General features: G+C 60.0%; 10 protein-coding genes. 4 read left to right on the top strand and 6 right to left on the bottom strand.

Annotation, left to right across the window (positions count from 1 at the left end):
- Nucleotides 1-34: 34 nt before the first annotated feature.
- Together arcA and arcD (ACWGZX_RS07575) are read right to left on the bottom strand one after the other, a co-directional pair.
- Nucleotides 35-1,291, bottom strand: a complete 1,257-nt coding sequence (gene arcA, locus ACWGZX_RS07580; protein WP_452627889.1) for an arginine deiminase — start codon at nt 1,289-1,291, stop codon at nt 35-37.
- A 35-nt stretch (nt 1,292-1,326) separates the two neighbouring features.
- Nucleotides 1,327-2,754: an arginine-ornithine antiporter gene (gene arcD / locus ACWGZX_RS07575; RefSeq protein WP_452627888.1), complete on the bottom strand. Its 1,428-nt coding sequence runs from the start codon at nt 2,752-2,754 to the stop codon at nt 1,327-1,329.
- 461 nt (nt 2,755-3,215) lie between these two features.
- On the opposite strand from arcD (ACWGZX_RS07575), the gene arcD (ACWGZX_RS07570) reads away from it, so the two are divergent.
- Both arcD (ACWGZX_RS07570) and ACWGZX_RS07565 read left to right on the top strand, forming a co-directional pair.
- Nucleotides 3,216-4,643 carry an arginine-ornithine antiporter gene (arcD, locus tag ACWGZX_RS07570; RefSeq protein ID WP_223511866.1) on the top strand — a complete coding sequence of 476 codons (1,428 nt, stop codon included), beginning with the start codon at nt 3,216-3,218 and terminating at the stop codon, nt 4,641-4,643.
- Complete coding sequence (locus tag ACWGZX_RS07565; RefSeq protein ID WP_452627887.1) at nt 4,640-5,503, top strand: DNA-3-methyladenine glycosylase family protein; 864 nt, start codon at nt 4,640-4,642, stop codon at nt 5,501-5,503. Before arcD (ACWGZX_RS07570) ends, ACWGZX_RS07565 begins: the two co-directional genes overlap by 4 nt.
- A 104-nt stretch (nt 5,504-5,607) precedes the next feature.
- Here ACWGZX_RS07565 and ACWGZX_RS07560 read toward each other — a convergent pair whose 3' ends face one another.
- From ACWGZX_RS07560 to gap, 4 genes are all read right to left on the bottom strand, one after another.
- The gene (locus ACWGZX_RS07560) at nt 5,608-6,939 is read right to left on the bottom strand and encodes a CoA transferase (protein WP_452627886.1); all 1,332 of its coding nucleotides are present in this window, start codon (nt 6,937-6,939) and stop codon (nt 5,608-5,610) included.
- Nucleotides 6,940-7,102: 163 nt separating this feature from the next.
- Complete coding sequence (locus ACWGZX_RS07555; RefSeq protein ID WP_452627885.1) at nt 7,103-9,241, bottom strand: methyl-accepting chemotaxis protein; 2,139 nt, start codon at nt 9,239-9,241, stop codon at nt 7,103-7,105.
- 337 nt (nt 9,242-9,578) lie between these two features.
- Nucleotides 9,579-10,043 carry a methylglyoxal synthase gene (locus ACWGZX_RS07550; RefSeq protein ID WP_452627884.1) on the bottom strand — a complete coding sequence of 155 codons (465 nt, stop codon included), beginning with the start codon at nt 10,041-10,043 and terminating at the stop codon, nt 9,579-9,581.
- 29 nt (nt 10,044-10,072) lie between these two features.
- The gene (gap, locus tag ACWGZX_RS07545) at nt 10,073-11,074 is read right to left on the bottom strand and encodes a type I glyceraldehyde-3-phosphate dehydrogenase (RefSeq protein ID WP_452627883.1); all 1,002 of its coding nucleotides are present in this window, start codon (nt 11,072-11,074) and stop codon (nt 10,073-10,075) included.
- A gap of 218 nt (nt 11,075-11,292) precedes the next feature.
- Here gap and edd point away from each other — a divergent pair, with 218 nt between their 5' ends.
- A complete protein-coding gene (gene edd / locus ACWGZX_RS07540; RefSeq protein WP_452627882.1) occupies nt 11,293-13,119 on the top strand; it encodes a phosphogluconate dehydratase in 1,827 nt (608 codons plus the stop codon).
- Nucleotides 13,116-14,066 carry a glucokinase gene (locus tag ACWGZX_RS07535; RefSeq protein ID WP_452627881.1) on the top strand — a complete coding sequence of 317 codons (951 nt, stop codon included), beginning with the start codon at nt 13,116-13,118 and terminating at the stop codon, nt 14,064-14,066. The genes edd and ACWGZX_RS07535 overlap by 4 nt, the downstream gene beginning before the upstream one ends.
- Nucleotides 14,067-14,305 lie beyond the last annotated feature (239 nt).

Raw genomic sequence — 14,305 nt, 5'->3', positions numbered from 1 at the left:
TGGGGTACAGGGCAGCGACGGCCAAGGCTGAAGGTTAGTAGTCGATTGGGTCGCGAATGATCGGGCAGGTCATGCAGTGGCCGCCGCCACGCCCACGGCCCAGTTCGCCGGCGCTGATGGTGATGACTTCGATACCCGCCTTGCGCAGCAGGGTGTTGGTGTAGGTGTTGCGGTCATAACCGATGACCACGCCTGGCTCCACGGCCACCACGTTGTTGCCGTCGTCCCATTGTTCGCGTTCCGCGGCGAAGCTGTTGCCGCCGGTTTCCACCACTCGCAACGTTTTCAGGTTGAGGGCCTTGGCCACCGTGTCGAGGAAGCTGGTTTCTTCGCGCCGGATGTCAATGCCGCCCGGTTTCTTCTCGTCCGGACGCAGGGTGAAGGCGACGATCTGGTTCACGACTTCGGGGAAAATGGTGACCAGGTCGCGGTCACAGAAGCTGAACACGGTGTCCAGGTGCATCGCGGCGCGGGATTTTGGCAGGCCGGCGACGATGACTTTTTCGACCGCTTTATGTTTGAACAGGTTTTGCGCCAGCAGGCCAATGGCCTGGCGGGACGAGCGTTCGCCCATGCCGATCAGCACCACGCCGTTACCGATGGGCATCACGTCACCACCTTCCAGGGTGGAACTGCCGTGTTCCAGGTCCGGGTCGCCGTACCAGACCTGGAAGTCGGCGTTGGTGAATTCCGGATGGAATTTGTAAATGGCAGTGGTCAGCAGGGTTTCCTGACGGCGTGCCGGCCAGTACATCGGGTTCAGGGTCACGCCACCGTAGATCCAGCAAGTGGTGTCGCGGGTGAACTGGGTGTTAGGCAGTGGCGGCAGAATGAAGCTGGAGTGGCCGAGGAAGTCGCGGAACATCTCGATGGTTTTGCCGCCGAAACTGGTCGGCAGGTCATCGGCGGAGACACCGCCGATCAGGAACTCGGCAATCTTGCGCGGCTCCAGGCTACGCAGCCACGAGCCGGTTTCATTGATCAGGCCCAGGCCCACCGAGTTGGGGGTGATCTTGCGCTCCAGAATCCAGTCGAGCGCTTCCGGGATCGCGACGATGTCGGTCAGCAGGTTGTGCATTTCCAGCACGTCGATGTTGCGTTCGCGCATCTTGGTGACAAAGTCGAAGTGGTCACGCTTGGCTTGGGCGACCCACAGCACATCATCAAACAGCAGTTCGTCACAGTTGTTCGGGGTCAGCCGCTGGTGGGCCAGGCCGGGGGAGCAAACCATGACTTTGCGCAGTTTGCCGGCTTCGGAATGTACACCGAACTTAACTTTTTCCGTGGTCATTACAGTGATCCTCCAGATGACAAATTATTCAGGTGTTACAGGGTCAAGAAGCCGTCATACAGGCCGTAGGCCGCCACCACGGCGCCCACGATTACGGCTGCAAAAATCAGCTTCTCGACGTTGGTGAAAACAGGTTTGTTGAGTTCTCGCTTGGCCTTGGCGAACAGGATCACGCCGGGCGCATAGAGCAGGGCGGACAGCAGCAGGTATTTGGTGCCCCCCGCGTAGACCAGCCAGACCGCGTAGATCACCGAGATAGCGCCGATGAGCAGGTCCTTGGTGCGGTCGCCGGAATTGTTTTCGTAAGTCTCACCGCGCACCGCCAGCAGCAGCGCGTAAGCCGCCGACCACAGGTATGGCACCAGAATCATCGAGGTGGCGAGGTAGATCAGCGACAGGTAAGTACTGGCCGAAAACAGCGTAATGATCAGGAACAGCTGCACCATCGCGTTGGTCAGCCACAGTGCGTTGACCGGCACATGATTGGCGTTTTCCTTGCGCAGAAACTCCGGCATGGTGTGGTCCTTGGCGGCGGCGAACATGATCTCCGCACACAGCAGCACCCACGACAGCAAGGCTCCCAGCAGCGAGATGATCAAGCCGACGCTGATCAGCACCGCGCCCCAATGACCGACCACATGCTCCAGCACTGCCGCCATCGACGGGTTCTGCAGCTTGGCCAGTTCCGGTTGGGTCATGATGCCCAGCGACAGCACGTTCACCAGCACCAGGAACAGCAGCACGGTGATGAAACCGATGACGGTGGCTTTACCCACGTCGCTGCGTTTTTCGGCGCGGGCTGAGAAAATGCTCGCGCCCTCGATGCCGATGAACACCCAGACGGTGACCAGCATCATTTTGCGCACCTGGTTCATCACGCTGCCCAGGTCCGGGTTTTTCAAGCCCCAGATGTCGGCGGTGAAGATGTCCAGTTTGAAAGCGAAAATTGCGATCAACACGAACAGCACCAGCGGCACGATCTTGGCGACAGTGGTCACCATGTTAATGAACGCCGCTTCCTTGATCCCCCGCAACACGAGGAAATGCACACCCCAGAGCAGCGCCGATGCGCCAATGATGGCAGCCACGGTGTTGCCTTCACCGAAAATCGGGAAGAAGTAGCCGAGGGTGCTGAACAAGAGAACGAAGTAGCCAACGTTGCCCAGCCAGGCACTGATCCAGTACCCCCAGGCGGAAGAGAAACCCATGTAGTCGCCGAATCCGGCCTTGGCGTAGGCGTAAACCCCGCCGTCCAGATCAGGCTTGCGGTTGGCGAGGGTCTGGAAGACGAACGCCAGGGTCAGCATGCCGACGGCGGTGATAGCCCAACCGATCAGTACTGCGCCAACATCGGCACTGGCGGCCATGTTTTGTGGCAACGAGAAGATCCCGCCACCAATCATTGAGCCGACTACCAACGCAACCAATGCGCCAAGTTTCAGTTTTCCGGGGGATTCAGACATCGCATGACTCCAGTGCAGGAGAAGAGAGACAACAGAGTAGATCTGCTAGCTGTTCGAACATCTGACTTAGATCAGTGGATGGGCGCATTTCATTGTTAATTAAAGAGTTACTAATCTTTTCCGTCCATGGGGGTGCTGCCGGAGAAAGCCCTATCCAGAGGCCTCGGTAAGAACAAACAGGAATAACGAACCCCCTGCTTCGATTTTCAAGCTAGTTGGTTTTTGGGTTTCCGCAAATATTTGGCGCCGGTTTCATGAACAGACCTGATTCATCAGGATTAGGCCACGAAATTGCTCTTTGCCATGACGCTCATAGAATGATCGGTTATAAATAAAAAGGCCTGACATGGCGTTATCTAATAAACGTTATTACGCTGTATCTATTTAGTTAAATCCAACCATGTGACGGTTTTATAACCATGGTCGCCCCGGCCGGATCAGGAAACAGTGGAGACGCAGGAATGTCACAACCGACGCAAAAGCTACGCCTGAGCGCGCTGATCGCCCTGGTGGTGGGATCGATGATTGGAGGCGGGATTTTCTCATTGCCGCAAAACATGGCGGCGCGGGCCGATGCGGGGGCGGTGCTGATCGGCTGGGCCATTACCGCCGTGGGGATGCTGACGCTGGCGTTCGTCTTCCAGACCCTGGCCAATCGCAAACCCGAACTGGATTCCGGGGTGTATGCCTACGCCAAGGCCGGCTTCGGTGACTACATGGGATTCTCGTCGGCCTGGGGGTACTGGATCAGCGCCTGGCTGGGCAACGTCGGTTATTTCGTGTTGCTGTTCAGCACCCTCGGTTACTTCTTCCCGGTCTTTGGCCAGGGCAACACGCCCATTGCGATCGGCTGCGCCTCGGTATTGCTGTGGGCTGTACATTTTCTGGTGATGCGCGGGATCAAGGAGGCGGCGTTCATCAACCAAGTGACCACCGTGGCCAAGATCGTGCCGCTGATCATGTTCATCGTCATCGCCGCCGTCGCCTTCAAGGCCGACATTTTTACCCGGGACATCTGGGGGCGCAGCAACCCGAGTTTTGGCGGGGTGATGGACCAGGTGCGCAACATGATGCTGGTGACGGTGTTCGTGTTTATCGGCATTGAAGGCGCCAGTGTGTATTCGGCACGAGCGCAGAAGCGTTCGGATGTGGGGCGGGCGACGGTTATCGGTTTTCTCGGAGTGCTGGCGCTGTTGGTACTGGTCAATGTGCTGTCGCTGGGGATCATGAGTCAGCCGGAACTGGCCAACTTGCAGAACCCGTCGCTGGCGGCGGTGCTAGAACATATCGTCGGGCCCTGGGGCGCGTTGCTGATCAGCGTTGGCCTGGCGATTTCGCTGTTGGGGGCGTTGCTGTCCTGGGCGCTGTTGTGTGCCGAGATTCTGTTCGCCACGGCCAAAGACAAGACCATGCCCGCCTTCCTGAAAAAGGAAAACGCTAACCACGTGCCGGTGAACGCGCTGTGGCTGACTAACGTGATGATCCAGATTTTTCTGCTGATCACACTGTTTTCCGCCGGCACTTACACCAGCCTGATCTACCTCGCGTCGTCGATGATTCTGGTGCCATACCTGTGGTCGGCGGCGTATGCGGTGTTGTTGAGCGGGCGGGGCGAAACCTACGAACACGCCAGCGCCGAGCGCACCAAAGACCTGATGATCGGCGGTATCGCGCTGGGGTATGCGGTGTGGTTGCTGTATGCCGGCGGGGTCAAATATCTACTGCTGTCGGCGTTGCTGTATGCGCCGGGGGTGATTCTGTTTGCCAAGGCCAAGCATGAGCAAGGCGAGCCATTGTTCACGCCTATAGAGAAGGGCATTTTTACCGGTGTCCTGATTGGTGCCGGGCTGGCCGCGTATGGGTTGTACAGCGGGTTATTGTCGTTGTGAGATTGTTGTTGGCGTATCAACCGCCGTATGACTGGCCGGCGATGTTGCAGTTTTTATCGGCGCGGGCGGTGGCCGGTATGGAAGTCGTGGCCGGTGGGGTGTATTCGCGCAGCATCGGGCTGAACGGTGTTCACGGTACGTTTTCGATAGGGCCGGCGGACGGTGATGCGCTTGAACTGACGCTGGATTTTGCGGATGCGTCGGCGGTGCCTGAGATTGTGGCGCGACTGCGACGGATGTTTGATCTGGAGGCGGATTTGCCGTCGATTCACCGTCAGTTAGCCTTGGACCCCTTGATGAAACGCTTGATTGCCCAGCGTCCTGGCTTACGGGTGCCGGGGGCGTGGGATGGGCTGGAGCTGGCGATTCGTGCTGTGCTGGGGCAGCAGATTACCGTGAGCGCGGCGATCCGCTTGGCGGGCAAACTGGTTGCGCAGTATGGCGTGCCGTTGCAGTCGCCGCTGGCGGGTTTGACCCATGTATTTCCTGCGCCGGCCGTGTTGGCGCAAGCGGATCTGGCGACGTTGGGCATGCCGAAAAGCCGGGGGCGAACCTTGTCTGGCGTAGCGCAGGCGTTGCTGGATGATCCGCTGTTGTTTGAGCCCAGTCGGGAGGGCGGTGTGGCGCGGTTACTCGCCTTGCACGGGATTGGGGACTGGACGGCGCAGTACATTGCCTTGCGCCAGTTGCGTGAGCCGGATGCATTTCCGTCAGGGGATGTGGGGTTGATCAAGGCGCTGGCCGCGCTTGAAGGCGGGCCGGTGACGGCGCGGGAGTTGCTGCTGCGAGCGCAGGAGTGGCGACCTTGCCGAGGGTATGCGGCGCAGTTGCTTTGGACTTCGTTGAGTCGGTCGGACTGAATTGTCTGTTCGGGCCTCATCGCCAGCAGGCTGGCTCCCACAGTGGATTTATGTCGATCACAAAACCTGTGGGAGCGAGCCTGCTCGCGAAGGCGATCTGACAGTCACCACCACTGCGCGCGATGGGAACCCAATTCAGAGGCAGGAAGCACCCACTGCAACGGCGTCCCGGTGATTTTCAGCGGCACATGAAGCCGATGCGCCGGTCCCCAAGTCGTCTGTTCAACCACTAATCCCTGGTCGTTTTCATCTTCCGCCCGCAACGCCTCGGCTGTTCCCGCGCCATGTTCAACCAACAACTTTGCTGTGCGCGCCAACGACAACCGCGCCGAGCCACCACGCCCCAACAACCTGATCGCCGCAGCCGCCATCAAATACCCGGTGGCGTGATCGAGTGCTTGCACCGGCAAAGGCGTTGGTTTGTCCGCGTTCTTCCACTGCATCCCGGCGTCTGCAATCCCGCTGCTCATCTGCACCAGGCTGTCGAAACCACGGCGGTTTTGCCACGGGCCACTCCAGCCGTAAGCGTTGAGGCTGACATCGATCAGGCCTGGCGCCAGTGTTCGGCGCTCGGCAACGCCGTAGCCCAGGTGTTCCAGCGCATCCGCGCGGTAACCGTGCAGTAGGATGTCGGCCTCCTTGAGCAGGGTTTCGAACACCGCGCGATCCTCGTTGTTGTGCAGGTCCAGGCGTGCACAGCGTTTGCCCAAGGTGATTTCCGGCACCACGCCGGGTTCGTTCCAGGTCGGTGGGTCAATGCGCAACACGTCCGCACCGAGACCTGCGAGAAACCGGCTGGCGACCGGCCCTGCCAGCACGCGGGTCAGATCCAGCACCTTGAGCCCGGTCAGCGGCCGGGCCACATTGCCTTGCCACGGTTTCGCGGGTTGGCCACTGTCGCCGCTGAACTCAATCAACGGCTCGGCGTTCACGGCCAAACCCTGGGGGTGGCGTTGCCATTGCGCCCACGTGCGCATCTGGGCGGCGCATCCCCCGGCGTCGACCACGGCCTGTTCCAGATCGCTTGTGGCCCATTGCGCCACCTTGCTCGCCATTGCCGTGCGGTCGACACAGCTGCCGAGCACGCTTTCAGCCGCTGCGCGGTGATGGGGCGCGTTGGTATGCAGACGGATCCAGCCGTCCTTGGTCGCGTAGTCACCGGCAATCGGGTCCCACAGGGGAGGGACGCTCCAGCCAACGGGACGGATCGAGGTGGCGAACCAGAAAGAGGCGAGGCGGCGGTCGACTAAAACGCCGGGCAAGCGACCGGTGTGCTGCAGCAACAACTCGCTGACAGCTTGTCCGGCCACGGCAATGCTGGCGCAGGCAAGGTCAGTGACGGCAAACGCCGAGGGCAGGGCGCCGCTGGACGTGAAGGGAATGGGGGTGTGAGGCAAGCCGAGCGCGACTTGAATGGACGTGAGTAAATCAGTCATCGAATGCCCTCCGGAACGAGAGCCCGAGCATAGTTCAAAACAGCTGACAGGCCAGATGAAACCTGTAGGAGCAAGGCTTGCCCGCGATTGAGACACCTCGGTTTGTCAGTCCGCCCGCGTCATCGTTCATCGCGGGCAAGCCTTGCTCCTACAGGAACGGGAACTACACCCGGAACTGGTCCATCAATTTCATCTGGTGGGTGGTCAGCGAGTTGAGCTGGCTGCTGATCTGCGCTGACTCGGTGGCTTGGCCGGTGAGGGTTTCGGTGACGGTGCGGATCGCCGAGACGTTGCGGTTGACCTCTTCGGCCACGGCGCTTTGCTGCTCGGCGGCGCTGGCGATTTGTAGGTTCATGTCGCTGATCACCGTTACCGCATCACTGATTTTGCCCAAGGCCTGGACCGCTTGCTGGATTTGTCCGGCGTTGCTGTGGGCCTGGGTCTGGCTTGAATGCATGGTGGCGACCACGCCGCGTGTGCCGCTCTGGATGCGTTCGATCACCTGACGAATTTCTTCCACTGAATCCTGGGTGCGTTTGGCCAGATTGCGCACTTCATCGGCCACCACCGCAAATCCGCGACCACTTTCGCCGGCACGGGCCGCTTCAATGGCGGCGTTGAGCGCCAGCAGGTTGGTTTGCTCGGCAATGCTGCGGATCACTTCCAGTACCGAACCGATTTGCTCGCTGTTGACCGCCAGCGCTTCGACTTCGGTCACGGCTTTGCTGACTTCGTCGGCCAATTGATTGATGTCGCGGGTGCTGCGCTCGATGATCTGCATGCCATCACGGGCCGATTGGTCGGCACCTTTGGCGGCGTTGGCCGCGTTCGAGGCGCTGTTGGCGACGTCGTGGGCAGTAGCGCTCATTTCATTGGACGCGGTGGCGACCTGATCGATTTCGCGGAACTGTAACTGCATGCCTTCGCTGGTCTGACGGGCGATTTCCGAGGATTGGTCGGCGGTGCCGCGGGCGTCGGTGATGCTTTGTTTGATCTGCGCGATGGTCGGCTGCAGCTTGTCGAGGAAGCGGTTGAACCAGCTCACCAGCTCACCCAGTTCGTCTTTCTTGCTGTAGTGCAAACGCTGTGTCAGGTCACCGTCGCCGCTGGCAATCGCCTTGAGCATCTGGGCCACGCTGTTGATCGGCCGGGTCACGCCCGATGCGGTGAGCCAGATCAGCAGCAAGCCGACCAGGCCGGCGATGACCGCGACCAGTACGGCTTTGATCGTGCCGCTTTGCTGGGCGTCATCGAGCAGCGCTTGCAGTTTCACCGAGTCGGCCAGCAATACTTGTTTGGGCAGGTCGATCACCACGCCCCAGGCTTTGGAGTCGCCAATCGGGCTGACCGGGTACACCGCGCGGATCAAGTCACCTTGTTCGAGAATCTTCGGTGCACCGCCGCTGAGCAGTTGCAGGATGTCCTTGCCGTCTGTGCCCAGAGTTTCGCCGATGCTTTTGCCGACCTTGCTGGCATCAACGCTGTAGCCGGCCAGCACGCCAGTTCCGGAGACGATCAGCATGTGCCCGGCGTTGTTGAACAGTTCTCGCTGGGAGTCGACCGCCGCCGCTTGCAGCGCATCGAGCGCAATGTCGACACCGACCACGCCGATGGACTTTCCATCCACCAGCAGCGGCACGGAAATGGTGGTCATCAACACTTCCTTGTTGCCCACGGTATCGGCGTACGGGTCAAGCAGGCAGGTACGCTTGCTGTCACGCGGGCAGGTGTACCAGACGTTGTAAGGCGTGCCGCTGAGGTTCAAGGTGGTTTTGGTCATGTCTTCTTCGACCATGATCGTATTGAGCGCTTGCCCCCCGGCGCGGCTCCAATACGTGGCGAAACGACCGGCTTCGTTGGACTGGCGGGCGGCGTCGTTGACGAACTCACTGTCCTTGCCATCCAGGCCATTGGGTTCGAACGCCAACCAGACGCCCAACACCTTGCCGTTGCGCTCAAACGCGGTTTTGATGCTCTGGTTCAACTCTTCACGCAGGGCGCCGGGCTCAATGGAACGCTTGGCGGCCATGTTGCGCATGTCGTTGATCTGATCCGCCAGGGCGGTCACTACCGTCAGTCTTTCGCCAAAGGTCTTCTGCACCCGCACCGCTTGTTCGGCCGCCTTGGCTTGCAGCAGGTTCTGCACACTGTTGGTGAGCATTTTGCTGCTGGAGGTACTGACCAGTTCATCGTTCTGATTGGTCTGGTACATGTTCATGCCGACGATCAAGGCGACCACACCGAGCAGGCAAAGACCGGACAGCAAAACGATTTTCAGACGGATAGAGAGAGAGTCGAACATAGGGCGAACTCACAAATGGATGAAGTGTTGGCAAGGAGTCGACAGCGACTCGGTACGCCAAATCCATTCAGCGCCATTCAATGCACATCGGCGCCGTGTGACGGTTGCATGAATCGACACCGACGAACGGTAACAAGTAAACGTTTGCGCAGAAAAATGCCCTGAAAAGGCTGGGAATTCAGGAGATTCTCGGTAGTGATTCGGGCCGTTCGGCAGGGTGAGGCAGAGGGGGGCGGCAAGTCGTCCTGCTGGAACAAGCGCCCGCAGGAGGGCGCTTTTTAGTCAGGTGGGCATCCGGGATGCTGAGGCAAGCCTGTTCCGGCAACAGGTCGAAGCGTCAGGTGCGGCCGAGCAGATAGGTCGCGTAATCGGGGATTCGATGTTCGTGGGCCTGGTCCATCAAGGGGCTGCTCAGCAGGTAATCGGCGCTGCATTCGTTGCAGGCCACCGGGATGTTCCAGACCGCCGCGACCCGCAGTAACGCTTTGATGTCCGGGTCGTGAGGCTGTGGTTCGAACGGGTCCCAGAAGAACACCAGCATGTCGACCCGCTGCTCGGCGATTTGCGCCCCCAGTTGCTGGTCGCCGCCCAACGGACCGCTGATCATGCTCTCCACTGGTAAATCCAGGCGTTGTTGCAACAACAACCCCGTGGTTCCGGTGGCGACCAGTTCATGCTGTGCGAGCCTGTCTTTCTGCCGCTCGGCCCAGTCCAGCAAAAACACCTTGCAGTGGTCATGGGCGACCAAGGCAATACGCTTGCGCGCTGCCATGGTCTTTTGCGTAAAGCTGATACCGATCATCGGTGCTGCTCCTGCTTTTTCACGGCGGGTTATTCAGCGTTACAGAGCGCCAGGCAGTTATCGAGCATGCGGTTGGAGAAGCCCCATTCGTTGTCGTACCAGGCCAGCACCTTGAGCAGCTTGCCGCTGGATTTGGTGTGGTTGGCATCGAAGATCGACGACAGCGGGTTGTGGTTGAAGTCGCTGGAAACCAGCGGCAGGGTGTTGTAACCGAGAATTTTCGAGTGCTGGCTGGCTTCTTTAAGCAGCGCATTCACTTCATCGGCCGACGCTTCGCGCTTGAGCTGCACGGTCAGGTCCACCAGCGACACATTGATCACGGGTACGCGCACCGCCATGCCGGTCAGTTTGCCCGCCAGTTCCGGCAGCACCAGGCCGACGGCTTCAGCCGCACCGGTCTTGCTCGGAATCATGTTCTGGGTGGCAGATCTGGCCCGGTACGGGTCGGAGTGATAGACGTCGGTGAGGTTTTGATCGTTGGTGTAGGCGTGGATCGTGGTCATCAGACCGCTCTCGATGCCCAATTCGCGGTGCAGCACCTGCGCAACCGGGGCCAGGCAGTTGGTGGTGCACGACGCGTTGGAAATGATTTGGTGGTGCTGGCGCAAAATGTCGTGGTTAACCCCATAAACCACAGTGGCGTCGGCGCCTTGGGCCGGGGCCGAAATGATCACTTTGCGGGCGCCGGCCGTAATGTGTGCGGCGGCTTTGGCACGGTCGGTGAACAGGCCGGTGCATTCGAATACCACATCAATCTTTTCCGCAGCCCAGGGCAGCTCGGCCGGGTTGCGAATGGCGCTGACTGCAATGCGGTCGCCGTTGACCGTCAGGCTCTCGCGGTCGTGCTGAACATCGGCGTCGAACGTGCCGTGAACAGTGTCAAACTTGAGCAAGTGAGCGTTGATTGCGCTGTCACCCAAATCATTGATGGCAACGATCTGAAGATCCTGACGATAGCCTTGGGTATACAGTGCGCGAAGGACGTTGCGGCCAATCCGGCCAAAACCATTGATTGCAATTCGAAGAGTCATTTACAGCGCCGCCGTCGTTTTGTTGTTGGAATTACAAGATTATTCGCATAAAAATAGAAAACAAGCGTTTTTAATGGCAATATTTTGTTCAATCTACAACGAGTGACCTGATCAACTGGTCCGACCGATCAAGAAAACCGTCTGTCATCCCAATCACAACGGTCCTTGTTCAGCATAGACAATCAGGTCGCCACATCCGTTAGCCTGGAGTTCTACACATGCATCCCCGAGTCCTTGAGGTCACCGAACGGCTTATCGCCCGTAGCCGCGCCACGCGTGAGGCCTACCTTGCACTGATTCGTGGTGCCGCCAGCGACGGTCCAATGCGCGGTAAGCTGCAATGCGCCAACTTCGCCCACGGCGTGGCGGGTTGCGGCACCGAAGACAAGAACAGCCTGCGGATGATGAACTCCGCCAACATCGCAATAGTTTCGTCATATAACGACATGCTCTCGGCGCATCAGCCGTACGAAGTCTTCCCGGAGCAGATCAAACGGGCGTTGCGCGAAATCGGTTCGGTCGGCCAGTTCGCTGGCGGCACCCCGGCCATGTGCGATGGCGTGACCCAGGGCGAGCCGGGTATGGAGTTGAGCCTGCCGAGCCGCGAAGTGATCGCCCTGTCCACCGCCGTGGCGTTGTCCCACAACATGTTCGATGGCGCGCTGATGCTCGGCATCTGCGACAAGATCGTGCCGGGCCTGATGATGGGCGCGTTGCGTTTCGGTCACCTGCCGACGATTTTTGTGCCGGGCGGGCCGATGGTCTCGGGCATTTCCAACAAGCAAAAAGCCGATGTGCGCCAGCGCTACGCCGAAGGCAAGGCCAGTCGTGAAGAGCTGCTGGAATCGGAAATGAAGTCCTACCACAGCCCTGGTACCTGCACCTTTTATGGCACCGCCAACACCAACCAATTGCTGATGGAAGTCATGGGCCTGCACTTGCCGGGCGCTTCTTTCGTCAATCCGAACACGCCGTTGCGTGATGCCCTGACCCGCGAAGCGGCGCATCAGGTGACGCGTCTGACCAAGCAGAGCGGCGACTTCATGCCGATCGGCGAAATCGTCGACGAGCGCTCGCTGGTCAACTCCATCGTGGCGCTGCACGCCACCGGCGGTTCGACCAACCACACCTTGCACATGCCGGCCATCGCCATGGCGGCGGGTATTCAATTGACCTGGCAGGACATGGCCGACCTCTCCGAAGTCGTGCCGACCCTGAGCCACGTCTACCCGAACGGCAAAGCCGACATCAACCACTTCCAGGCGGCGGGCGGCATGTCGTTCCTGATTCGCGAACTGCTGGAAGCCGGGCTGTTGCACGAAAACGTCAACACTGTGCTGGGTCATGGCCTGAGCCGTTACACCATGGAACCATTCCTCGATAACGGCGAACTGGTCTGGCGCGAAGGTCCGACCGAAAGCCTCGACGAAAACATCCTGCGCCCAGTCGCTCGTGCGTTCTCGCCAGAGGGCGGCTTGCGGGTGATGGAAGGCAACCTCGGTCGTGGCGTGATGAAAGTCTCGGCCGTGGCGCTGGAAAACCAGGTTGTCGAAGCACCGGCCATGGTGTTCCAGGATCAGCAGGACCTGGCCGATGCCTTCAAGGCCGGTTTGCTGGAGAAGGATTTTGTCGCGGTGATGCGCTTCCAGGGCCCGCGCTCCAACGGCATGCCGGAACTGCACAAGATGACGCCGTTCCTCGGCGTGTTGCAGGATCGCGGCTTCAAAGTGGCGCTGGTGACGGACGGGCGCATGTCCGGTGCCTCGGGGAAAATCCCGGCAGCGATTCACGTCAGCCCCGAAGCTTATGTCGGTGGCGCTTTGGCGCGGGTGCAAGAGGGCGATATCATCCGCGTCGATGGCGTCAAAGGCACCCTGGAGCTTAAGGTGGACGCCGAAGAATTTGCAGCGCGCGAACCTGCCAAGGGCTTGTTGGGCAACAACATTGGCAGCGGACGCGAACTGTTTGGATTCATGCGCATGGCCTTCAGCTCCGCAGAGCAGGGCGCCAGCGCCTTTACTTCTGCCCTGGAGACGCTTAATTGAAACTGGCTTTGGTCGGTGACATCGGTGGGACCAACGCTCGTTTCGCGTTGTGGAAAAACCAGCAGCTGGAATCGGTCCAGGTGCTGGCGACGGCAGATTTCGCCAGCCCGGAGGAGGCGATCGCTCTCTATCTGAGCGGGCTCAATCTGGCGTTGGGTTTGATCGGTTCGGTGTGCCTGTCGGTAGCCGGTCCCGTGAGCGGAGATGAATTCAAGTTCACCAACAATCACTGGCGTCTGAGCCGCAAGGGATTCTGCGAGACCTTGCAGGTCGAGCAACTGTTGCTGGTCAACGATTTCTCGGCGATGGCGCTGGGCATGACCCGTTTGCAGCCGGGCGAGTTTCGGGTGGTCTGCGAAGGCACCCCGGAACCGTTGCGGCCGGCGGTGGTGATTGGCCCGGGCACGGGCCTTGGCGTCGGTACCTTGCTGGATCTGGGTGAAGGGCGTTTTGCCGCGTTGCCGGGGGAGGGCGGTCACGTCGATTTGCCGCTGAGCAGCCCGCGCGAAACGCAGCTGTGGCAACACATCTTCAACGAGATCGGCCATGTCAGCGCTGAAACCGCGTTGAGCGGCGGCGGGTTGCCACGGGTTTACCGGGCGATTTGTGCGGTGGACGGCCACACGCCAGTGCTTGAAACGCCGGAAGCAATCACCGCTGCCGGGCTGGCGGGCGATCCGATTGCATTGGAAGTGCTGGAGCAGTTCTGCTGCTGGCTCGGCCGTGTAGCCGGCAATAACGTGCTCACCACGGGCGCGCGCGGTGGCGTCTACATCGTCGGTGGCGTGATTCCGCGGTTTGCCGATTTCTTCCTCGAAAGCGGATTTGCCCGGTGCTTCGCTGACAAGGGCTGCATGAGCGATTACTTCAAAGGCATCCCGGTGTGGCTGGTGACGGCACCGTATTCCGGGCTGATGGGCGCGGGCGTGGCGCTGGAACAGGCTTGAGACCGCGTCGCCGCCATTCGCTGGCAAGCCAGCTCCTACAGGGTGCTGCGGTGCCTTTGTAGGAGCTGGCTTGCCAGCGAAGAGGCCGGAACAGACAACATAGATCCGCGATCGATCAGGCATAATCCGCCCAATTCAAACAACATACAAAGGCACCGCAGCCCCCTGTAGGAGCTGGCTTGCCAGCGAAGAGGCCGGAACAGACAACATAGATCCGCGATCGATCAGGCATAATCCGC

Source organism: Pseudomonas sp. CLCA07 (assembly GCF_053615335.1).
The sequence above is the reverse complement of the archived record's forward strand: the minus strand, read 5'-3'. Positions and strand labels throughout refer to the sequence as shown.